The organism is Paenibacillus xylaniclasticus, assembly GCF_004001065.1.
GTDB lineage: Bacteria > Bacillota > Bacilli > Paenibacillales > Paenibacillaceae > Paenibacillus_T > Paenibacillus_T xylaniclasticus.
On record NZ_BIML01000005.1, the window covers coordinates 162,684 to 183,309 of the forward strand.

Below are 20,626 nucleotides of genomic sequence, written 5' to 3' on the forward strand. Positions count from 1 at the left end.
TCCATAGTACATGTCATAAGGATGGCGGCTCAATTGCCTCTGCCTTCTTCGCTGCCTCCGGCACCTCGATATTCGGCTTCCCGTTCCAATCACGGTAAGCGATATCGAGCGTCTCATGAAGCGTAGATTGTGCGGCCTGTGTAAGGGCAAGCGAAATCTCCATCGTCATATGAACCTCCTGTGGCAGCCTCGTAGCAGGATCAACAGATAATCGGTAAGCGAACTGCTGCACTTGAATGCTATCGGTCACTTCCTGCGTCATCGCGCTGCCACCGAACGTTCCGCGCAGTACGTCTTCAATAATAGCTCTTGCCCCTTCATCTGTACCGTCGCCGGTATATACATATTCCGTTGAACCATCCTCCTGTCCCTTGCGCTGCAGCTTATCTGCCGCTACCGCCAGCCTGGCGATCGGCTCGGAAGGTCGTATCTGATAGTCCGACAGCGTCTCCTTCACCTGAGGTATGACGTCCTCCGCCATCTTCATCCAATCATCTGTCGTCAGATCATGCATGTAATATCCATCCGGCGTCAAATACGTCTCCAACTTCGAGTTCTCATCTTCGAACGCGGTCTGAATCGTCTGCTTCATGCGAAGCGGCTCCTTAATGACTGGACCCGTTGTCGTCATGTCCAGCTTCGTCACCTCTCCGCCCTCCTCGAGCTGCTGCGCAAGCCTCATCTCAATCGTCCAGGCCTTCGGCTTCTCGGCCGCTTCAGCCGACTGTTCCAACTGCTTGCGGACCGCACCATCTCCTTCATCGTTCATCTTCCCGGAAGAACAGCCAGTCACTGCAGCAGCGAGCAGCATGGCAGCCGCACCAACGCTTGCCGCCTTCAACCAGCGTCCGATATCTATTGACCTGAAGCGGATCGTGCGGCTGCTTCTCATCCCATTCTCCTTCACAGCTTGCCATCTTGTCGCTTTCATGGTTATGCCACCGTCCTTTGGTCTTGTTGCCCCTGTCTGCCTTATTAACGCGCTTGCTGCATATCGTCTATAGAATGTCCAGCGGCACGCCGGGGATACTAACGTTCCAAGGGAGGTGCTAACACAATGGAAAACCAATCGCACAAAGGCAACTACAAAGGGACAACGAATATGAAAGCCAAGAACCAAGACATGGCGTTCGTGAACGATACGATCGAGGATACGAAATCAGTAACGAATTTCTCTGGCAAAAAGAAAAAGACCGACTAGGCATACTCCTTGCCTGTCAGCCAATAGCCCCGCTAACTGGCCTAAACGGCCGCTTGCGGGGCTAGTATCCATTCTACTTATCGCGCAAAGGCGCCTCCTTCAAATCAGCCTTCGCCTGCAAGAAGCGGAAGAATGCCGCCGATGCTTCCGCACGAGTCACTTGCTTCTCAGGATTAAACTTCCCGTTCTGCAGCGACATAATACCAAGGCCGACCACGATGGCCGCCTGGCCTTTCTGCTTCGTCTTCGCCGCATCCGAGAACGTGACGTTGAACAGATCATCGTGCTCCGCCAGCGCGTTAAAGCCGAGAGCGCGGACGATCAGCTCCGCCATCTCCTCGCGGTCGACTTTCCCTTCCGGATTGAACGTGCCGTCCCCGATATCAATGAGCTGCTTCGAAAGCGCCTCCTCAACATAAGGGAAGTAGCTGGAATTGGATGCGACATCGTCGAAGGAAGCGGTTGCCTCTGTTTTAGCCGAACCAACTGCGTAGTACATCGGATAACTGCCCTGGTTCATCGCCAATACGAGCATCTTAATGATTTCGCCGCGCGTAATAATCGCATTCGGATTCACTTTGCTGTCCTGCAGCTCAAGCGCTTTGTAAGCAACCATTAGCTCCAGCTCTCGCTGTGCCCAGTGGCCCTCGATATCCGTCGCGCGGGGCATCTCAAGCGATGTCAGCTTGCCGTCACTCGTACTGATCCATTGTCCCGATTCTGCATCAAGCGCGACAGACTGATCCATGACGTAACGAGGGATGAGACGATAAACCAGCTGTGCTTCACCCTTGGCGACGATTTCTGAAGGCTTTGCCTCCCCTGCTGCGATAAGTATTTTATATTTTTCGACCGGAATCGGAAGATCTTTCCAGTAGTACGTGTAGTCCGTCTGATACGTGAGCTCAACGCGGTAATAATCCATCCACGCCGCTGCCGCTTTCTCATCACCGATCACCTTCGGCGCTTTCGCCGGAAATTCAAGCTCGTATCGTCCGTTCCAATAATACTCTACCTGCCCAGTGAACGCATTAATCGACACTTCCACCGATCCGCCATCGACGACAGCGCCATGCACTTTGCGTACAGCGGTGAAATAATAGCTGCCGATCTCCTCTGGCTTGTAGTCCTTGTCCTGACCCTCACTGCTTTCTTGCAAATAATACTGATCCGCTGCCCATGCTAACTCGCTCTTCAATACTTCTAACGCTTTCGAACGCGCCTCATCGTACGTAATTCCCGTTCCTGTCCGGTCAGAGTTACCATAAGACGAGTAGCTTAATAGTTGACCAGTCTCTCCGTCCACCTGTGCCCGTACGGTTGCATCGCGATCTTTGCCGTCTATCGAATACGTATACCCGAGATACCAAGAGGAACGTGTCTTGCCGGTTAAATCGTCCGCATATTCGCTGAATTCAGAGCTTGTCAGCTTCGCACCTGTCGGAAGCTTAAACGTTGCATCTACCTTGGCCGAAGCTTCCTCCTTCGTCAATGACTTCGTGCCAGACGGCTTCTCCCCTAGTGGCTTGTCGCTGAGCTGCGTCAGCTTCGGCTCTTGCACGAAGTCGTTGATAACATCCCCCGTTACTGCCGAAATGATCGGAACCTGAGCGTTGTACACGAGAACCGGCCTGCGCGGCTTCATATCATATGGAGTAATATAGTTCAGCGTAGGCTTAATCGCCGCTTGCAGCTTCGCTGCCGCTTCCTGCTCATTCAACGCTGCGCTTGCCTTCTCGAACTTAACCTCGCTGCTCCAGCTGCGCTCATAGCTAAGCACTCGGCCTTCGCCGTCGATCTGAAGCTCGATATAGTTCTCGTTGAATGGCACTCCATTGACCATACGGTTGAAGCGCAGCAAATGAACGACTTCACCCGTCAGCGAAGGCTTCGTTCCGACGCCGAAATATTCATCCAGTTGAATCTGATTGGCAAGCGGTGCTGCCACCTTCTGGATGAACGATTTTGCAGCCTTCACCGCGTTCGCGCGGTTTACTTTCGGTGGATACACCGGCTTAGCATTCGGATTATCAACAAATGAGCTGTAGCTGATCAAATCGCCCGTATTCGCATCCAGCGACGCAGATATACTTCCTTTCAATTTACCGTTCACTTTATAAACAAAGCTTAAATTCCATATGCTGTACAGGGGGGCGTCTATACGTGTGCCGATTGATAAGCCTGCATAGTCCACCACAAACGTATCCGGAATTTCAAGCAGCTGCCGCGCACTCGATATTGCCTTGTCTTTCGTAATCGACGCTTCGATCTGCGAAGTATCGATCGTTCCCGTTACAGCCGCATCCGACATCGGAGACGTCTCATTCACTACAGACACCGATACAGCCTTATCAGCAAATACAGCTGTGGGAATCGATAAGGTAAGCGCCGCCGCCGTCACGAATGCAATGACCTGGCGCGGTTTAGAGCTTGTGGGCTTCTTCATCATTCATGCTCCCTTCTAGGGTTAGGATTGGGCAGTATATGATCATATAGAGTGAGGTCATCTGTTTCTAACTACTCAAACGTTCCTTACTCGTAAAATGTTTCCGTACCCGCAGCCTATTTTTCCGCAAATGATTTACCCGCCCGCCAGCACAAAAAAAAGCCCGGTCGCTGCCGACCGGGCCATTGCTATTCAACCTTACAGGTTGTTTTGAATTTTTGCTTTGAGCGCGTCTTTGCTTTGCAGACCGACCAGCTTATCGATCGGCTGACCGTCCTTGAACAGAATCAACGTAGGGATGCTCATAACGCCGAACTGCGAAGCGAGCTCCGGTTGTTCGTCCACGTTAATTTTGCCGATTGTCGCTTGGCCTTCAAGCTCTGCTGCCAGCTCTTCTACGATTGGAAGCTGCATTTTGCAAGGACCGCACCATGGTGCCCAAAAATCAACGAGCGATACGCCGCTCTCGATGCTTTGTGAGAAGTTTTCTTTCGTCAATGCGATTGCCATCTTATATCATTCCTCTCCTACCTCTATTAATAAGCCTGTATGGAATGGGCCTAAGCCCTTCATACCACATCGTGTCAGCAGCCGCAATCACGAATCTGCCTGAGCACGTCACGGATTGTAATCGCATTAAAATGATTCTCCAGCTGCTTCTCCGCCGTGCAAAAAATTTTAAACATTACTTCGTTCATATTCGACCCGACGACGCAGTCACTATCCGGGTCGCCCGAGCACCAGCTCGGCATTAATGAGCCTTGCGCCATGACCCGATAAATATCGCCAAGCGTAACCGCATGCGGCTCCGCTGTTAACCGGTATCCGCCACCTGCGCCTTCCCGCGTCGCGACATAGCCTGACTTACGCAGGACACTCATCACCTTGCGGACCCGCGCAGCATGCGTTCCGACGTTGTCGGCAATCGCCTCGCTCGAAGCCATGCCATCCGGCAGATAGGCCAGATAGACCAAGCTGTGTACGGCGATCGTAAATTCGCTGTTCATTGCCGGTTGCCACCCCGCTTAATACTGTAATAATATCAGTTACAGTTATGACTGTCAAGCCGGCGGCAACCTATATGTTGCTGCAATCGAGAGTCATTTATTCCGCTGCCCCACCGAACGGTCTGATCTTAGATCACCCGCCCGGCAGCTCGTCCTCGAATAAACAAAGCTGCTCCACCGGCGGTGCCTCCGGCGCCGGAATCGGCGGTACCTCCTGGCCGAGCATCGCCATAAGCTGACGGGCATTATCAGGTGCATCTCCTCCGGAGTTATTGTTAAAAATAACGATAACCTGCTCCGTCATCTGCTCCAGCCGTCGAAGCCGCTGCACCCAATCGGCAAGCTCCTCCTCACTGTACCGGTATAAGTATCGAACATCCCGCCAATTCGGCTGCCCGCTTGAGTGCCAGCCTTCTGCATTGCGGCCATGAAGCCGGACAAGTGCCAGCTTCCTATCGGTCACGGCTTCAACGATCGGGACAGAGCCAGGGCCGGCCTGCGGCTCATCGCATACACTGTGAATCCAGCCTTCGCTTCGCATGAACGCCAGTGTTCGTTCCCGCATATCCGGCTCGAACCAGCTTTGATGCCGAAACTCCAGCATACATGGGATATTCGCCATTCTCGCTCTCGCCTCACGCAAGTTTCGTACATTCTCACGCGTGCAATCAAACCACGGCGGATACTGGAATAAAGCTGCCGCAAGCTTACCTGCTTCCAGGACGGGCTGGAGCGATTCGCGGAAGGCTCGGAACATCGCCGCTTCGTCCGGGTACGGAATGCGGCCTCGCGTATGTCCTGTCATGCCCTGGTACGCCTTCACGACGAACGAGAAGTCGTCCGGCGTCTCTGCCGCCCATTTGACCATATTACGTACAGGCTGAACAGCATAGAACGAGCTGTCTACCTCCACCGTCTTGAACAGACGCCCGTATGCTGCCAGCTTGTTCCGGTTCGCTTCAGCCGTTCGATACAGCTTCTCTTGATCGCCCCAGCCAGCCAGTCCGATCGTAATCATTCCGTTTCACTCCATCGTGCGCGGATCACGCTGCATTTTATTTCTATGATACATGTTATACATGGTTACTAGCTAATGGCAAAAGTCATCCGACTATAAGTACAGTAGCGGCTGTCTCAGCCATTAAATCTTAGTCGATAATCCCGCTGCCAACCCGTCGACCACAGCGAGACGATTTTCATATCATAACGCCGCGAATGAAGGAATAGAATGTACCGTTACGTCTTCCATTCCTGTCCGAAGGTGGTGCTTCCCGCATGGTTTGGCTGTGGAGCGCGGTAGCTGTTATCATTCTAGCAGCGATTGTCACGCTCATTACTCTCAAACGTCCGCAATGGACACTCATTCAGACCGAAACCGGCATTCGCGTCGACCTCATTGACCGTCTGTATGCTTATTTGAAGGCAGAGGGAATACGAACGAAGGTCACGGGTGAAGGTGCTCTGCGTCAGCTTCATGTACAGAAGAAGGATGAAGTGCGTGCCAGAGAGCTGGCTCGAAAGTTCTATGCCGAACTGTAACGGCTGCCGGCCGTAAAGGACATGCTTGCCGACAACCCGTTATCTGATCCCATAAGCTCCACCCGCCTGCTTGAAGCGGTCACCGCGTGCGGTGGCCGTTTTTTTTGTCACCGGTGCTGTATTTGTCCTGCTCCACGATGTGTCATACTAAGTCTTATGAGTTTGGATAAGGAGAATACTGACATGCATATTGAACTGTTCAGCGACTTTGTCTGTCCATGGTGTCGAATCGGGATCCATAACCTGTTCGCTGCGCTTGAAGACTGGTCAGCTGACAATGGTGGACGGAAGCCGTCGATTACATACCGCGCTTTCATGCTGAACCCAGACACGCCGGAGGAGGGCGTGCCATTTAAGCAATGGGCGGCCTACTTAACGGGCGGCCCCGAACAGATGAAGCGCGTCACCGATCAGGTGACGGACGCGGCTGCCGCCGTCGGTTTGACGATGAGGTTCGACCGCATCCGTTCGTATCCGAACACCCGCCTGGCGCACCGACTGCTCGCCTTGACGCCGAACGAACACCGCACTGCATTAACGAACGCCTTGTTCCAAGCTTACTTCGAAGACGGCCAGGACATTGGACAGCTCGACGTGCTGGAGTCGATCGCCGCTTCCCTGCCATTGAATGAGCAAACGTTAGCCGAACAGCTCGCCCAAGGCGAAGGCGAGCATGCCGTCGCTTGGGATCTTCAGAGAGCGGACCGAATCGGTGTAACCGGAATCCCCTACTTCGTGTTCGAGAGCAAATTCGCACTATGCGGTGCTTACCCGAAAGCAGAATTCGCTGCCTTGCTGGGCCGCATGTCTTTTGGAACAATCATCTAACGAATACCATCCCAAAAAGCCGCACATGAGCAATCCGTTAGATACTGCTAACGGCTGCCCAAGTGCGGCTCTCGAATAAGATTGCTTTCTAAATTAAGCTGCTAGTGCCCCACGCCGCTGACGACACGCAGGCCGACAACGCCCGCTACGATCATACCGATGAACAGCAGCTTGCGCCAGTCCTTCGATTCGCCGAATAGCAGCATGCCAAGGACGACGCTGCCCGCCGAGCCAATGCCAGTCCAAATCCCGTATGCCGTACTGATCGGGATATCCTGCAGTGCCCGCGACAAAAAATAGAAGCTTGCAACGCCCGACAGAATTGCACCAATCGTCCCTTTCCACTTCTTGAAGCCGTCGGACAGCTTCGTGAACGTCACACCGCTAACCTCGCTAAGACCGGATAACAGCAAGAACAGCCACGCCATTACCGCACCTCCTGTTCTGACATGCGGGCAGATGGTTCCGCCTCTTTGCCTTGCTGCACAGCCTGTGCCTCCGTCGACTCGCTCCGGTCTATCCCGACATCGGTTAGACCGCTTACTGCCGGTTGCTGCGCAGGTTCATCCTTCGCGATCAGCTTCAGCCCGATAATGCCGCACAGCAGCAGCGTAACGAAGAACAGCTTACCGAACTGTACCGGATCGCCAAGCCATAACATACCGAACAGCACTGTACCCGCTGTTCCTAATCCCGTAAACACGGCATAGGCGGTGCCGATTTCGATCATCTTCATCGATTTGGCGAATAAAGTGAAGCTTGCAATAAGCGCCGCAACGGTCAGAACACTTGGCCACAGTCTCGTAAAGCCATCTGACTCCTGCAAGCCATAAGCCCACACCACCTCCAAAATGCCCCCGAATATTAAATACAACCACGCCATGCTTATCCCCCTCTTATGATGCCTTCCCATAGAAACTCCCAAGCCGCCTCTACCCGCTTCCGGTAGACGGCAGGATCATACAATTGAAATTCAACCAGCAGACCGTCGGTGAACGCAAAGAACACGGCTATTTGCCGTTCCTCCTGTTCCGGCGTCCCCCGTATTCCTCCCGCCTCTGTCTTCGCTTCACACAGCAATTCGCGCAGAAATCGAGTAATCGTCTCTTCATAGGCGATGATGTCCGCCCGAATCCGATCCTCAAGCCCCCGCGGCGGCATAAGAATCGTTCGTTTCAGAAACGACTGCCCTGCCGACATGCCAGAGAAATCGGCAAAAAAATGAAATAACATTCGCAGCCTTTCCTTCGCAGGCTTGCTCACTACTTCTTCTCCAGCCATATACGCCAGCCATTTATCCCATTCCTCCGCTATGACATCTTCCACCAAACGGATGAACAGCTGTTCTTTCGACTTATAATGAGCGTAGATCGAAGGCGTCTTAATGCCAACCGATTGAGCAATATCAGACAGAGACGTCCCCTCGAACCCATATTCCGTAAACAGCCTCAGTGCAGCCTGCTTAATACGGAGCGCCGTATCGTTCATCGACATCCCTCGTTTTCCGTTTTCGCCTAACGAACGTTAGTTAGTTTATTTTTATTCCATCCATTGTATCTAGATCACCCGATTAAGTCAATTCCACACACAAAAAAGAAGACAGCTCCATAAGCTGCCTTCCCGGCCAATTTCATATTCGTTTATCTTTACCATCCAATTAGGAGGAGACTTTGGAGCACTCGCCTGAAGCGTTGGCCAGTTCGATCATTGCTTGTTCGTCAGGCGCCAGCGAGACTGCTTGTTCCGATAATCCCTTAGCCTCCGTCTCTTCATTCGCGGCACTATAAAATCGGGATAGAGCGACGATCATGCTCCCCATCCGTTCCTCTTCCGGATAAAGAACGCGCTCGACTCCTTCCTCATACAACGCCTCAGCCGTCACTTTGCCTACTGCTGCCGCCAGCACCGGCCCAGCGAACGCATCCAGCACCTGCGTAAGCAACCCCGTCTTCGCCGCTTCCGTCATGACATACCGCACCTGGACGGTGCTTGTAAAAGCAACGGCATCGATGTCGCAGCCTGCAATTTCGCGAATGAGCTGATGCACGATGCCTCCCTCTGGCGGAATGTGGCGGTACGGGAGTATTTCTTCGCACACGGCGCCCCAAGAGTGAAGAACGGCGTTCAATCGCGGCGCTGGATCACCATACAGCTGTAAGCCGATACGCTTGCCCGACAGATCGAATGGCTCCATCAGCCGAAGCAGACCCGCCGTCGTTCCGTCATCGTCACGCACCTCCGGTGTCAGCCCGAGCTTACGCAGTACATTAACCGTCTTGTATCCGCGAGCGGCGATTCGTACCTTACGCAGCGTCTCAATAAAGCTGTCTAGCTGACCCAGCTTCTCAGCTGTCGACAAGAGCGCCTCCGTACCAACGCCAGTCGTCAGCACGAGCCAATCGACCGGCTGTTCAATGAGAGACTGCAGCTGCTCAGCGAACTGGGAATCGTCCAGAAACACCGTACCCTGCGCCGGCCGAATGACTGCCCTGCCTCCAAACTTACCTATCATTCGGCTCATTTCCTCCGCCTTGCGTGGTCCCGTGACCGCAATCGTCTTACCGCTCAGCCGTACCATGTACGCCAGCCTCCCCACTCTATAGCGTCGTGCGGCAATGCCGACACGAGGTCTCTCTAATTCTATTACTAGCCGTATATTTTACCGCAAGTCCACCAATCGTTCAAAAAAAGCGTAAGGCGCGTCGTTCAAAGTCCGCGCCCCGCTGCCTTTATTAATTAAGAAACACTCAAATGCGCTTCATCAATATGAAGAATAACACGATCGTTAGCTTCAACGGTTACATTGTATGTCTTCACACAGCCCTCATCCGGCGCTTGCACAATACCACTGGTCAAGCTGATCTTCCAATCGTGCAGAGGGCAGTATACGTGCCCATCGCATACGATGCCTTCTGACAGCTTGCCCTGCTTGTGCGGGCAGCTGTTCTCCACCGCCTTGATCGTTCCGTCACCCATATTGAACATCGCCAGCTCCAAGCCGCCTATTTTGACCACTTTACCACGACGCTCAGGAAATTCTGAGATATGTCCGATATTAAATTGCTTCATAGACAACCCTCTCCCTTAACGAATCTATACCTTTCATTGCTCCGGCTTACGTTCCTATCCCAGCGTTCATCTTATCTATATACGCCACTATCCTATCCAAATATATAAGCTTCCTTAAGCCTTAGCCGCATCTCCCGCTGCCGCCGCTTCGGGAACGATCGGAGCGGTAAGCGCGTCGAATGCGCTGCGAAGCTCTTCGTTCTCGATGATTTGCTGCCACGGGTCCTGCATGAGACTCAGCGTCTTGTCGATTCTCTCGTTAAGCACATCGCGATCTTCCTTCTTCTCGAGCGCCTTCTTCACCGCATCCAGTCCGATTCGCGCCACCCATTCGCTCGTACGCTCCAGATACGCTGCATTCTCGCGATAGTACTGCAGGTATGCGCCCGTCCATTCGAGCACCTCTTCTTCTGTTTTCACCTTTACGAGCAGCTCCGCCGCACGCAGCTTCGTACCGCCGTTGCCCGCAACGTAGATTTCCCAGCCGCCGTCGATCGCAACGACGCCAAGATCCTTGATTGTCGCTTCCGCGCAGTTACGCGGGCAGCCGGATACTGCAAGCTTCACCTTATGCGGCGTGTTAAGACGCTCGAATTTCTTCTCCATATCAATGCCCATTTGGATCGAATCCTGCGTACCGAAACGGCAGAACGTCTTGCCAACGCACGTCTTCACCGTACGTAGCGACTTCCCGTACGCATAACCCGATGGCATGTCGAGATCCTTCCACATCCTCGGCAGATCCTCTTTCTTCACGCCGAGCAAGTCGATCCGCTGGCCGCCGGTAATTTTCACAAGCGGAACTTCATATTTTTCCGCGACCTCTGCGATCCGCTTCAAATCCTCTGGCGTTGTTACGCCGCCGTAGATTCGAGGCACAACCGAGTATGTGCCATCCTTCTGAATGTTCGCATGGTTGCGCTCGTTGACGAAGCGCGATTCGAGCTCATCCTCATGCTCAGCCGGCCATACCATGCCCAGATAGTAATTCAGCGCAGGGCGGCACTTCGAGCAGCCTTCCGGATTGTTCCACTCCAGCACGGCCATAACTTCACGGGAAGTCGTCAGACGCATCTTCTTGATCGCTTCCACAACCTCGTCGCGGGAATGATGCGTACAGCCGCAGATGCCCTCCTTAACCGTCGCTACATTGTCAGCGCCGACCGTTGCCGTCAGAATCGCTTCAACAAGCGGCTTACAGCCTCCGCATGAACCCGACGCCTTCGTGCACGCTTTAATCTCGCCAACACTTACGCAACCCTTCTCCGTAATCGCCTCGACGATCGTATCCTTCGTCACGCCGTTACAGCCGCAGACGATTTCATCTCCGCTCATCGCCTTAACTAAATCTTCCGGACCGGACGCTTTGCCGCCTCCCCCGCCTGCTCCGAACAGCACTTCCTTCTCGCGTCCTGTAAAGTCCTCGCCTTTACGCATAGCTGCGAACAGCTTCGAGCCCTCGCTCGTATCGCCGAACAATACGGCACCGACAATCTTTCCATCCCGGAATACAACCTTCTTATAGATTCCGTCGAGATCATCCTGCACGCGAAGTGCCCGTGTATCCGGACCATCAGAGAAATCGCCTGCCGAGAATACGTTCACGCCGGAAATTTTCAGCTTCGTCGACAATACTGAGCCTTGATAACCGTCTGATTCCACACCAGCAAGCTTCTTCGCCAGTACAGCCCCTTGTTCATAGAGCGGCGCAACCAAGCCGTATACAATTCCGCGGTGCTCCGCACACTCGCCAACGGCGTATACGTTCGGAACATTCGTCTCCATATAATCGTTTACGATAATCCCGCGGTTAACCTCAATTCCGGCTTCCTTCGCCAACGCCGAGTTCGCTTTGATACCGACAGCCATTACAATTAGATCTGCTTCAACCGAAGTACCGTCCTTGAACGTCAACCCTTCAACCCGGTCTCCGCCGATGATCGTGTCGGAGTTCTTCTGCAGCAGGAACTTCATACCCTGACGCTCAAGCTCCGCCTGCAGCAGCTTCGCTGCCGTCTCGTCAAGCTGGCGCTCCATCAAATAATGATGAATGTGTACGAGATGTACATCCATGTTCAGGTTGACCAGTCCGCGGGCCGCTTCAAGACCAAGCAGACCGCCGCCGATTACAACCGCCTTCTTATATTGTTTCGATGCCGCCAGCATCGCCTCGCAATCCTTAATATCGCGGAAAGCGATAACGCCTTCCTTGTCCGCTCCCGGCAGTGGAAGCATAAATGGCAGGGAGCCTGTCGCAAATATAAGCTCATCATATTCGACCGTCAGCCCCTGATCCGTTGTTACCGTGCGGTTTACCGTATCAACAGCCGTCGCTTGCTGGCCAGCGTGCAATTGAATATTGTTTTCCCGGTACCACTCCCAACTATTGAGGACGATTTCTTCCATCGTCGCTTCGCCAGCTAATACCGAGGACAGCATAATCCGGTTATAGTTCGGGTACGGCTCCGCACCGACAATCGTAATCTCATACCGGTTCGGGTTCAGCTTCAGCAGCTGCTCCACGAACGATACGCCTGCCATGCCGTTGCCGATCATTACTAGCTTCTTCATCGTATCTCCTCCTACATCTTCCCCGCCCTTGGCTCCCTCGCCACCCGCGGATGCTGAGAAAAACATAAAAGCCTATCCCGGACGCGTAGAATTTCAAATGAATTCTTAACGTAAGAGATAGGCTCCATTGCCATCGTGTGCAGCACGCCATTGTGCCGACTTGTATTGAACTGAATTGAGTTCAGTATAGTATACCCGCACACTATGTGTCAAGTATTCTTACACAAAAATATCGCAGCACTCTTTTTAAGCTAATCGGACTTTTTACCGTCGACACTTCCCTATGGCTATGTTATATTCTATAACAATTCATATTTCGGCGAGCACTGTATGCGTAAGATGTTTTTGATATTGAGGTGAGAAAATAACATGAAGACCATTTTGCTGATCGATGAGAAGGATAGCAGCGAGCTCTCTGCATTGCTGAAGAAAAGCGGAAAAACCGTTCATACCGTCCAGACTGAGAAGGAAGCGTGCAGTCTAATTGCAGTTGCCGATGCTGTCGTCATGGCTGTGCCTTATCAGGCCATGCTTAGCTGGCAGACTGCACTGATCGCGATGCGCAGAACGCCTCTATTCTGGTACTGTACCGATCAGCAGCTGCCGCAGCAGCTCGATTGGGGCTACTCACTGGACGGTGTCCTGTTCCCTTCCATGACCATCCAGGAGCTAGGCCATGCGTTTCAATGGGGACTGCGCGTCCATCAGCAGCGTAAAAGATGGACCGATGAACGAGAACAACTGCTTCAACGCATTGAGGAACGGAAATGGATCGATCAAGCGAAGGCTGTTCTATGTGAGGTTCGTGGCATAAATGAAGCTGAAGCATACGATTTTCTTCGTAAACAGGCGATGAACGAGCGCAAAAGGATCGGAGACGTCGCGGCATCGATCGTCAAAGTGTACCAGCTTATTCATGGTTAACGGCATCATAACACGAAATTATAATTATCAAGAATTTTTATGTTAGATATATTGACATGCAATTTACGCGTCGCATATAATCCAATTACATTCACAATGTCGTGAATCCATATCGACGGTACAATGTCGTACCGCCGTTGGCAAAGGGGCCAAATCACAATCCAAGCTTTGGATTGCGGTTTGGCCCTTTTTTACGTAGGCTATCCGCCATCATGGAAAGGCCACCACTGTGATCAGCAGAGACAGAGAGACAAAATTGAAGAATCGTAAAGTTGGAGAGGAGCTTGATATTATGGAACAGAAAGGATTTTTGAAGAGCGGCCACACCCCGTCGTTGTTAAGCGCTTTTGCTTACTTTGACGTCAGCTTCATGATCTGGAGCTTACTTGGCCCATTGGCGGTTATCATCATGAATGACTATCCAATGGACGCATCACAAAAGGCGAACCTCGTCGCACTGCCGGTGCTGGGCGGCTCAATCCTGCGGCTCGTATTCGGCTTCCTGACCGATTATATCGGACCGAAGCGCACCGGGCAGCTCGGCATGCTCATTACGATGGCGACACTCGTATTCGGCTGGAAATTCGTCGACTCGCTCGACTCACTGTATATCGTAGCCTTACTTCTCGGAATTGCCGGTGCATCGTTTGCCGCAGCCTTGCCGCTTGCAAGCCGCTGGTATCCGCCGCAGTATCAAGGTCTGGCAATGGGAATCGCAGGCGCTGGCAACAGCGGCACCGTATTCTCGACCCTGTTCGCGAACCGGATCGCAACCTATTATGATTCGTGGCAGATTGTGTTCGGCTTTGCCCTTATCCCAATCGTTGTCGTGTTCATCCTGTTCACCCTGTTCGCCAAAGACAGCCCGAATCAGCCCGCTCCTAAGAAGCTGGCGGACTATGCAAATGTATTAAAGCTGCGTGACACCTGGCTGTTCTGCCTGCTGTATGGCGTTACGTTCGGCGGCTTCGTCGGCATGGCCAACTATTTGACGATCTTCTTTAATACACAATATGAGCTTAGCGCCGTTCGGGCTGCCGACTTCGCTACGCTGTGCGTCATCGCCGGCAGCTTCTTCCGCCCAATTGGCGGATGGCTGTCCGATAAGATCGGCGGCATTAACATGCTCCTCGTCCTGTACGGAGTGGCCGCAATTATGCTCGCTTCGATCTCAACGCTTCCGCCGCTCGGTCTCGTTATCGTATTGCTGTTCATTATGATGATGTCGCTTGGCATGGGCAACGGCGCTGTATTCCAGCTCGTTCCTCAGCGGTTCCAGAATGAGATCGGCCTCATTACCGGCATCGTCGGCGCTGCGGGCGGCCTTGGCGGCTACTTCCTGCCGAAGATTCTCGGCAATATTAAGCAATCAACCGGCTCTTACTCAACGGGCTTCCTCATTATCTGCGCCATCGCGCTCCTTTGCCTGTTCACGATTCTAATCGTACAAGGCAGCTGGAAACGCAGCTGGATCGGCACTGGCGGCAAAGCACGCGCAGAGCAAGGAGCTGTAACGTCGTAACGTCTACCTAAACGGAAATTCAAATATTCAATTGAAGATGAGAGAGGGAGATCCTATGAACGAAATGGAAAAATCCATCGTGGTAGAAACAGAAGGAAACGATTCGGCCTGGGACTTAACCGATCTTGGAGATTGGTTGGACGTTACCGATTTATTCGAAATCATGGAGTAACATGACAAGAAGGCGGGCGCGGTGCGCGCGGCGACAAGGAGCGGCCCACCCTACTCCCTCCGCTCCGCGGTAGCGCCGCCCGCGCCCGCATCACAACAAAATCGAGTTTGCAAAGCTGGCACTAGTACTGCTCCCCTGTATGTGAGCCAGTGTTCAAAACACCTTTCCATCTCAAAAAAGCCAGCCACCGGATTAAACCGGCAGCTGGCTTTTGGGGGATTGCTTGGGGGATATCCAAATTATGAATTCTCAGTACTACTTACCGGTCATTACCGCAATCATTTCTCGACCCGCCTCAATTTCGGATTGAAACTTCGCCCGATACTCATTAATGATACTTGTGCTGTAGCCATTACTTGTCAACTTGTTCTCCGTATCCGTCATGAGTTGCTCGAATTGAGTCGTTACCTCTGTCAGATAGGCCTCGCCTTGCGAATAGATCGACTTTCGGGCCGCCTCGTCCGCCGCATTGCTGTACTGCTGCAACAACGACAGAAACTTCGCCTTGGCCGCGTCATATAACGCTTGGAGCTTCTTCTCCGCTTCTGCTTTAATCTCCTGTTCTGTCGGCTTAGCTGGAACAACTGCACCATTTCCGCCGCCGCTGACTGGAGTACTGCCGCCTGGAACCGTTCCAGCCCCCACTTCTTCATTATTCTCGATGTCCGATTCGTTATTTCCTTTATCCTCTTCGACTGCGTCAGACTGCTGGGAGCTGCGATAGGCTTGTGATTCACCGGTAATCCGATGACCCGCTGCATCCCATTTAATCTCGGTACCAATGCTTTCACTCATGAAACGTACCGGAACGTAGACGCTATTATTAAGAATATACGCGGCCTGACCTGCTGGCAGCTCTCGCACTTGGCCATCGAACACGAAAGAAGCCGCGATTGGCGAGGCTTTAAGCAGTACTCCGCCAACCGAGGATGCTTGTCCTGTCGTTCCAGTTGCATTCATCAAATATTCCTTCAGTACAGTAAGCTCATTCGCCGAAGGCTCCGCTACCGATACTTTCTTCGATTTGCTATCCCACTTCACCGACTTCTGCAGTGCATAAGAGATAAAACGAACAGGAACATACGACGTTCCTTTATATACGAATAAATATTGCCCTTCCGGAAGCTTAATTGTCTTCCCGTCAAACTCCAATTCGAATGCGATCGACTTCACCTTGACCGGTGCTGCTTGGCTTGCCGCAGCTTGCGCGGCCGCAGGCATTAATAATGCTGCGATGATAATTGCCGCCCACAATGTCCACCATTTGTTTCTCATCCTGTTCACCCTACTCTTTGTTTAATTGTCCCGCGATCGCGGATATTCCTGCACTGCGCGCTGCAGATTTCGCTTTGTTGTATTCCGAGCTCCAATCCGGCATAGATGCAGCTGATATACCAGCATCCGCATACTCTGCCTGTGCCTTAGCTAACAGATCGTTAAACTGGCTGTCACATGAGCCTTCCGCATCCGCTAGTTGACCAATAAATTTCGATTGAAGCTTCGTAAGGGAGATATCCGGATCAGAAGCAACGTCTGATAAAATCGACTGCAGAAGCGCGTTACTCTTCGCCGTGCAAGTTGATTTCAAGCTGGACATCTTGCCAGCATATTTCGCATCGATCGCTTGCTTTGCTTTTGATTGTTTATCCGTTAGCTGGGTACTTGGTTGTGACGGTTTCACTTCGTCTTGTGCAGACACTTCCTGCTCTTTAGCCAAAGCTTCCTTCCCGCTCCCCTTGTCCTTGTTCTCCTCCGCTTCGGCAGCTTTCTTCTTCTGCTGCAGTTCTATCCACTTACGATCATTGTCCTTGATCTTCTCGGGGTCACGTTCCCCTACCCATTCAATCGGATAGTCAGGCTCAAGTATTTTTAACGTTTTTCCGTATTTGCTCGTTATGGTACGCAAGAGCTCTATTTCATCCGGCTTCAGCTTATTCAGCAGCAACTCCCGAATATGCTGCTTTTCCTCCGTCGTCAGATCGTATGTGGCATTACCTTGCAAATAACGGATGTCACGCAAGCTAAGTCCAGAGTTTAATAGAATAGCTGCTACGTCCAGCGCATCCTGCCCCTCTATATCTTCTCCTGCTAGATCAGCGGCCTTGTCGACCGCCCCCTCCATCACTTTCGGTATTTTCGCAGGCTCCACGGCATTGCTGCCGTTATTCTCTGCGACGGAATGACGACTCTTAATATCGTCCAAACTAATAGATTTAATATACAAGTAGCCCCCGCCAAGCACTGCGATAATAAGCAATAACAGAACGGAGACCATTATTATGGTCCACTTCATCCAACGCTTCGTTTTCTTCTTCCTGCTGTTACGGCTCGTCGCTTGCGTTACTTCCTCAATTTCTGTCATGCTGCCCCCTAATAATTTGACTACTCCAGACGAATACCCGCCAAATCTATCCGCGATGGATTAATAATCGGTCTTCCTACTGAAAAGTATTGGAGTCTAGTACCGGCTACATCCTTCAACTGAAACACATTCCTGCCATCTATAAGCACATTGCCGCGAAGCGAAGATTCTATTCGTTTCAAATCCGCTTGGACGAATTGATCCCACTCCGTCAATAGACAGAGCGCATCGCAGCCTTCGACGGCCTCCCACATGTTCGAGCACCATTGAAGCTCATGATGATAGTCTTCTTGCCCAAAATAAGTCTTGCGGAAGCTGTCCTGCGCCACTGGATCATAGGCCTTTAAAACAGCACCCTCCTCAATCAGCCGTTGTATAATATCGATAGCCGGAGCCTCCCGCACATCGTCTGTTCCCGGCTTAAATGCTAAGCCCCAGATTCCAACTGTTCGGCCTGCTAACGAACCAAGTGAAGTATGAAGCTTATCTATTACCCCATTACGCTGCAATTGATTAACCTCTACAACCGATTTCAACAGCTTGAAATCATACTCTACATGACCCGCGATCTGTATGAGAGCTTGGGTATCCTTCGGGAAACAAGAGCCTCCATAACCAATACCTGCACGCAAAAACGCCGGACCGATCCGGTTATCCAGGCCCATTCCCGCTGCAACCTCTTCAACGTTCGCTCCGACTTTTTCACATATGTTAGCAATTTCGTTAATAAAGGATATCTTGGTGGCAAGGAACGCGTTAGAAGCATACTTAATCATCTCCGCGCTTCTAATATCCGTTCGCACGATTTGATCCGTAAGAGGCCGGTGGAGCAACTCCAGAATGTCTGCCGCTCGATCACTTTCGGCTCCGATAATAATCCGATCAGGGTTCAATGTATCCCGTACGGCTGATCCCTCTCGAAGAAACTCTGGGACCGAAACAATATCGAATGGTTCATTCGTCTGCTCCCGAATCCAATCCGCCACTCGCTCATTCGTACCAACAGGCACCGTACTTTTGGTTACAACAATTTTATAACCGTTCAAAGCCTGTCCAATCTCAATGGCAACATCTTGAATGTAGGACAAATTCGCCTCTCCATTCGGCTGAGGCGGCGTCCCTACTGCAATTATTATAATTTCTGCAGCTTGGACAGCGCTTTTAAGTTCAGTCGTAAACCGCAGTCGTCCAGCTTTTTTGTTGCTCTCCATCAAATCTTGCAGACCCGGTTCATAAATGGGCATTTCACCGTTATTCAGCATTTCAATTTTGAAAGCCAGTTTATCAACGCAAACAACCTCGTTGCCCAGCTCAGCAAAGCATACACCCGATACCAGGCCGACATAACCCGTTCCGACAACCGCCAGCTTCACTCTATTCCCTCCTTCTAAATCATAGCTGTTAAGGTGTGGCCTCTAGCTAATATGCCTATTCGACATAACCGATCCCGTCTTGAAGTTGTCTAATCATTTCTTCCTTCTGTGCTATCGTGATACCATTTCTAATCGTCCACTTCTCATCAAATACAGGCCTGCTCTTCATGATCGAACGATTTTTCTCCACGTATTCATCCGTTCTGCCAATAACTCTTGCTGGATTCCCGGCGGCAACCGAATTGTCTGGAATGTCCCTGGTTACAACACTTCCCGCACCAATAATCACATTGCTGCCAATAGTGACATTCGGAAGAACAATCGCACCCGCTCCGATGAACACGTTATTACCGATCTCAACGAGCCCGATCTTCGTATAATTAAGATGAAATTTAGTGCTCGTATCGTGAGCAAGGATGTGAACTCTCGGAGCAAACGTAACATTATCGCCAATCGTTATTAACCAGCAATGAGAATAATCAATAATACAATTCGCTTGCCTGTTAAAGTTTTGTCCTACCTTAAGCCCCATCTTAATCAACTTTTCAGTAGGAACCTCGCCTCTCAATTTATATTTTATGAATGAAACGATTCTAGACTTTAAGCTCATCCGTACTCTCCTTTCCAAGACTAAAGCCTACTTCACAACGTTTGATTCAATGAAATGATTAATTAAGCCGACTATCTTATCATTGCCGCTTACAAACTCTTTGGGCTTGAATTCATTGATTCGCTTAATCGCCTCTTCGAGTTGGCTTACATCCTGAATTCCCACAATCATTTGACTGTCGGAGAAATGATTAATAATCTCCGTTTGATGATCATCTACATGCTCATTGTGTTTCTTCAATCTCGGGACAGCGATAATCTTAGCATTTTTCTTCTTAAGGGCACCTACAATCGTTCCGGTCCCCCCGTGGGTTATCAATATGTTACAGCGGTTAAGCAGCTCATCAAAGGTTTGAAAGTCAATAAACTTTTCGCTCCTGAAGTGCTTGGGAACATACGTCGAATACCCTATTTGAGCAACGACCTCTTCTACAATAACTTTCTTTTCAATTAATGAGTCTATTTCTTCCAGAAGTCTATTGAAAGAGAACTCCTGCGTTCCAAGAGATACCAGTATCAATATATACTCCCCCCATAGACCGCTTTGGGATAGTACTCCAACATCTTCTCCCACTGCACAATGAACAAATCAGCAAACCTGTATAAAAACCGTCCTGTGAGAGTCGGCGTATCCATCTTGGCGAAGCTCTCAATGTAGATCAGCTTCTTGCGAAGCAACAGCTTTCCTATTAGGCAGAAAGGTACCGTGCTTAATGCCCCTGTTGAAATAATGACATCGGGCTTTTCTTTGAGTAGATAATAGAATGACCTTATACTGTTCACCATTAACAAATAAGGAAAGTTCCACATCTTCCGATTGATGAGCCGAAGAAAGAACACTTTCGATTCCTTCTCGGCCATGTCTCTCGTTAGCTCCGTTTCCTCCGTAATAATGAAATAATCGTAATGCTTATACAGCTTCTCCAATTGTCTAATTTGAGTTAAATGTCCTCCCACGGAGCTAACCAATGCGACTTTGACATTCGACTTATTGTTCATGACA

General features: G+C 51.2%; 21 protein-coding genes and 1 pseudogene. 5 read left to right on the forward strand and 17 right to left on the reverse strand.

All coding sequences use genetic code 11. The annotated features are described in order from the left end of the window. Positions 1-13: 13 nt before the first annotated feature. Positions 14-931, reverse strand: a complete 918-nt coding sequence (locus PXY01_RS08025; RefSeq protein ID WP_127569107.1) for a DUF6612 family protein — start codon at positions 929-931, stop codon at positions 14-16. 126 nt (positions 932-1,057) lie between these two features. On the opposite strand from PXY01_RS08025, the gene PXY01_RS22305 reads away from it, so the two are divergent. Then, the gene (locus tag PXY01_RS22305) at positions 1,058-1,201 is read left to right on the forward strand and encodes a hypothetical protein (protein ID WP_164744336.1); all 144 of its coding nucleotides are present in this window, start codon (positions 1,058-1,060) and stop codon (positions 1,199-1,201) included. 73 nt (positions 1,202-1,274) lie between these two features. Here the strand turns inward: PXY01_RS22305 and PXY01_RS08030 are convergent, their stop codons facing one another. The 4 genes from PXY01_RS08030 to PXY01_RS08045 all read right to left on the reverse strand — a co-directional run bounded on the left by PXY01_RS08030 (position 1,275) and on the right by PXY01_RS08045 (position 5,672). After that, on the reverse strand, positions 1,275-3,650 hold the full coding sequence (locus PXY01_RS08030) for an S-layer homology domain-containing protein (protein WP_127569109.1): 2,376 nt from the start codon (positions 3,648-3,650) through the stop codon (positions 1,275-1,277). Positions 3,651-3,845: 195 nt separating this feature from the next. Beyond that, on the reverse strand, positions 3,846-4,157 hold the full coding sequence (gene trxA, locus PXY01_RS08035; protein ID WP_127569111.1) for a thioredoxin: 312 nt from the start codon (positions 4,155-4,157) through the stop codon (positions 3,846-3,848). Positions 4,158-4,231: 74 nt separating this feature from the next. Next, entirely contained in the window at positions 4,232-4,654 is a 423-nt protein-coding gene (locus tag PXY01_RS08040; protein ID WP_127569113.1) for an RrF2 family transcriptional regulator, read from the reverse strand. Positions 4,655-4,787: 133 nt separating this feature from the next. Beyond that, entirely contained in the window at positions 4,788-5,672 is an 885-nt protein-coding gene (locus PXY01_RS08045) for a DUF72 domain-containing protein (RefSeq protein ID WP_127569115.1), read from the reverse strand. A 257-nt stretch (positions 5,673-5,929) separates the two neighbouring features. Here PXY01_RS08045 and PXY01_RS08050 point away from each other — a divergent pair, with 257 nt between their 5' ends. Together PXY01_RS08050 and PXY01_RS08055 are read left to right on the forward strand one after the other, a co-directional pair. After that, the gene (locus tag PXY01_RS08050; RefSeq protein ID WP_127569117.1) at positions 5,930-6,193 is read left to right on the forward strand and encodes a hypothetical protein; all 264 of its coding nucleotides are present in this window, start codon (positions 5,930-5,932) and stop codon (positions 6,191-6,193) included. Positions 6,194-6,376: 183 nt separating this feature from the next. Further along, positions 6,377-7,021, forward strand: coding sequence for a DsbA family oxidoreductase (locus PXY01_RS08055; protein WP_127569119.1), 645 nt, complete (start codon positions 6,377-6,379; stop codon positions 7,019-7,021). A 101-nt stretch (positions 7,022-7,122) separates the two neighbouring features. On the opposite strand, the gene PXY01_RS08060 is transcribed toward PXY01_RS08055, so the two are convergent. The 6 genes and pseudogenes from PXY01_RS08060 to nirB all read right to left on the reverse strand — a co-directional run bounded on the left by PXY01_RS08060 (position 7,123) and on the right by nirB (position 12,661). Next, complete coding sequence (locus PXY01_RS08060) at positions 7,123-7,449, reverse strand: DMT family transporter (protein WP_127569121.1); 327 nt, start codon at positions 7,447-7,449, stop codon at positions 7,123-7,125. 146 nt (positions 7,450-7,595) lie between these two features. Next, positions 7,596-7,904, reverse strand: a pseudogene (locus tag PXY01_RS08065) (DMT family transporter); the annotation flags it as partial. A 2-nt stretch (positions 7,905-7,906) separates the two neighbouring features. Next, on the reverse strand, positions 7,907-8,509 hold the full coding sequence (locus tag PXY01_RS08070; protein WP_164744337.1) for a TetR/AcrR family transcriptional regulator: 603 nt from the start codon (positions 8,507-8,509) through the stop codon (positions 7,907-7,909). Between the two features lie 169 nt (positions 8,510-8,678). Then, the gene (locus tag PXY01_RS08075; protein ID WP_127569127.1) at positions 8,679-9,599 is read right to left on the reverse strand and encodes a uroporphyrinogen-III synthase; all 921 of its coding nucleotides are present in this window, start codon (positions 9,597-9,599) and stop codon (positions 8,679-8,681) included. 158 nt (positions 9,600-9,757) lie between these two features. Next, a complete protein-coding gene (gene nirD, locus PXY01_RS08080) occupies positions 9,758-10,090 on the reverse strand; it encodes a nitrite reductase small subunit NirD (protein WP_127569129.1) in 333 nt (110 codons plus the stop codon). 114 nt (positions 10,091-10,204) lie between these two features. Continuing rightward, complete coding sequence (gene nirB, locus PXY01_RS08085; protein ID WP_127569131.1) at positions 10,205-12,661, reverse strand: nitrite reductase large subunit NirB; 2,457 nt, start codon at positions 12,659-12,661, stop codon at positions 10,205-10,207. Positions 12,662-13,030: 369 nt separating this feature from the next. Between nirB and PXY01_RS08090 the strand changes: the two genes are divergently transcribed. Continuing rightward, positions 13,031-13,585, forward strand: a complete 555-nt coding sequence (locus PXY01_RS08090; RefSeq protein ID WP_127569133.1) for an ANTAR domain-containing response regulator — start codon at positions 13,031-13,033, stop codon at positions 13,583-13,585. Between the two features lie 292 nt (positions 13,586-13,877). After that, on the forward strand, positions 13,878-15,107 hold the full coding sequence (locus tag PXY01_RS08095; RefSeq protein ID WP_127569135.1) for a nitrate/nitrite transporter: 1,230 nt from the start codon (positions 13,878-13,880) through the stop codon (positions 15,105-15,107). A gap of 427 nt (positions 15,108-15,534) precedes the next feature. On the opposite strand, the gene PXY01_RS08100 is transcribed toward PXY01_RS08095, so the two are convergent. The 6 genes from PXY01_RS08100 to pssD are packed head-to-tail and all read right to left on the reverse strand — an operon-like array spanning position 15,535 to position 20,622. Then, positions 15,535-16,554 (reverse strand): stalk domain-containing protein, encoded by a 1,020-nt coding sequence (locus PXY01_RS08100; RefSeq protein WP_127569137.1) that lies wholly within the window; start codon positions 16,552-16,554, stop codon positions 15,535-15,537. A gap of 10 nt (positions 16,555-16,564) precedes the next feature. Beyond that, positions 16,565-17,641, reverse strand: a complete 1,077-nt coding sequence (locus PXY01_RS08105) for a hypothetical protein (protein WP_127569139.1) — start codon at positions 17,639-17,641, stop codon at positions 16,565-16,567. Positions 17,642-17,661: 20 nt separating this feature from the next. Beyond that, positions 17,662-19,014, reverse strand: coding sequence for a UDP-glucose dehydrogenase family protein (locus PXY01_RS08110; RefSeq protein WP_127569141.1), 1,353 nt, complete (start codon positions 19,012-19,014; stop codon positions 17,662-17,664). Positions 19,015-19,069: 55 nt separating this feature from the next. After that, positions 19,070-19,624: a DapH/DapD/GlmU-related protein gene (locus tag PXY01_RS08115; protein ID WP_218028213.1), complete on the reverse strand. Its 555-nt coding sequence runs from the start codon at positions 19,622-19,624 to the stop codon at positions 19,070-19,072. Between the two features lie 27 nt (positions 19,625-19,651). Further along, entirely contained in the window at positions 19,652-20,143 is a 492-nt protein-coding gene (pssE, locus tag PXY01_RS08120) for a PssE/Cps14G family polysaccharide biosynthesis glycosyltransferase (RefSeq protein ID WP_127569143.1), read from the reverse strand. Next, entirely contained in the window at positions 20,140-20,622 is a 483-nt protein-coding gene (gene pssD, locus PXY01_RS08125) for a PssD/Cps14F family polysaccharide biosynthesis glycosyltransferase (protein ID WP_127569145.1), read from the reverse strand. The genes pssE and pssD overlap by 4 nt, the downstream gene beginning before the upstream one ends. Between the last annotated feature and the right edge of the window lie 4 nt (positions 20,623-20,626).

Coding starts and splice junctions, on each gene's coding strand:
- nirD (WP_127569129.1), bottom strand. CDS start 10,090: ATGAAGCAATTTAATATCGGACATATCTCAGAATTTCCTGAGCGTCGT.
- trxA (WP_127569111.1), bottom strand. CDS start 4,157: ATGGCAATCGCATTGACGAAAGAAAACTTCTCACAAAGCATCGAGAGC.
- PXY01_RS08030 (WP_127569109.1), bottom strand. CDS start 3,650: ATGATGAAGAAGCCCACAAGCTCTAAACCGCGCCAGGTCATTGCATTC.
- PXY01_RS08050 (WP_127569117.1), top strand. CDS start 5,930: ATGGTTTGGCTGTGGAGCGCGGTAGCTGTTATCATTCTAGCAGCGATT.
- PXY01_RS08045 (WP_127569115.1), bottom strand. CDS start 5,672: ATGATTACGATCGGACTGGCTGGCTGGGGCGATCAAGAGAAGCTGTAT.
- pssD (WP_127569145.1), bottom strand. CDS start 20,622: ATGAACAATAAGTCGAATGTCAAAGTCGCATTGGTTAGCTCCGTGGGA.
- PXY01_RS08115 (WP_218028213.1), bottom strand. CDS start 19,624: ATGAGCTTAAAGTCTAGAATCGTTTCATTCATAAAATATAAATTGAGA.
- PXY01_RS08070 (WP_164744337.1), bottom strand. CDS start 8,509: ATGAACGATACGGCGCTCCGTATTAAGCAGGCTGCACTGAGGCTGTTT.
- PXY01_RS08090 (WP_127569133.1), top strand. CDS start 13,031: ATGAAGACCATTTTGCTGATCGATGAGAAGGATAGCAGCGAGCTCTCT.
- PXY01_RS08100 (WP_127569137.1), bottom strand. CDS start 16,554: ATGAGAAACAAATGGTGGACATTGTGGGCGGCAATTATCATCGCAGCA.
- PXY01_RS08025 (WP_127569107.1), bottom strand. CDS start 931: ATGAAAGCGACAAGATGGCAAGCTGTGAAGGAGAATGGGATGAGAAGC.
- PXY01_RS22305 (WP_164744336.1), top strand. CDS start 1,058: ATGGAAAACCAATCGCACAAAGGCAACTACAAAGGGACAACGAATATG.
- PXY01_RS08055 (WP_127569119.1), top strand. CDS start 6,377: ATGCATATTGAACTGTTCAGCGACTTTGTCTGTCCATGGTGTCGAATC.
- PXY01_RS08060 (WP_127569121.1), bottom strand. CDS start 7,449: ATGGCGTGGCTGTTCTTGCTGTTATCCGGTCTTAGCGAGGTTAGCGGT.
- PXY01_RS08075 (WP_127569127.1), bottom strand. CDS start 9,599: ATGGTACGGCTGAGCGGTAAGACGATTGCGGTCACGGGACCACGCAAG.
- PXY01_RS08040 (WP_127569113.1), bottom strand. CDS start 4,654: ATGAACAGCGAATTTACGATCGCCGTACACAGCTTGGTCTATCTGGCC.
- PXY01_RS08095 (WP_127569135.1), top strand. CDS start 13,878: ATGGAACAGAAAGGATTTTTGAAGAGCGGCCACACCCCGTCGTTGTTA.
- nirB (WP_127569131.1), bottom strand. CDS start 12,661: ATGAAGAAGCTAGTAATGATCGGCAACGGCATGGCAGGCGTATCGTTC.
- PXY01_RS08105 (WP_127569139.1), bottom strand. CDS start 17,641: ATGACAGAAATTGAGGAAGTAACGCAAGCGACGAGCCGTAACAGCAGG.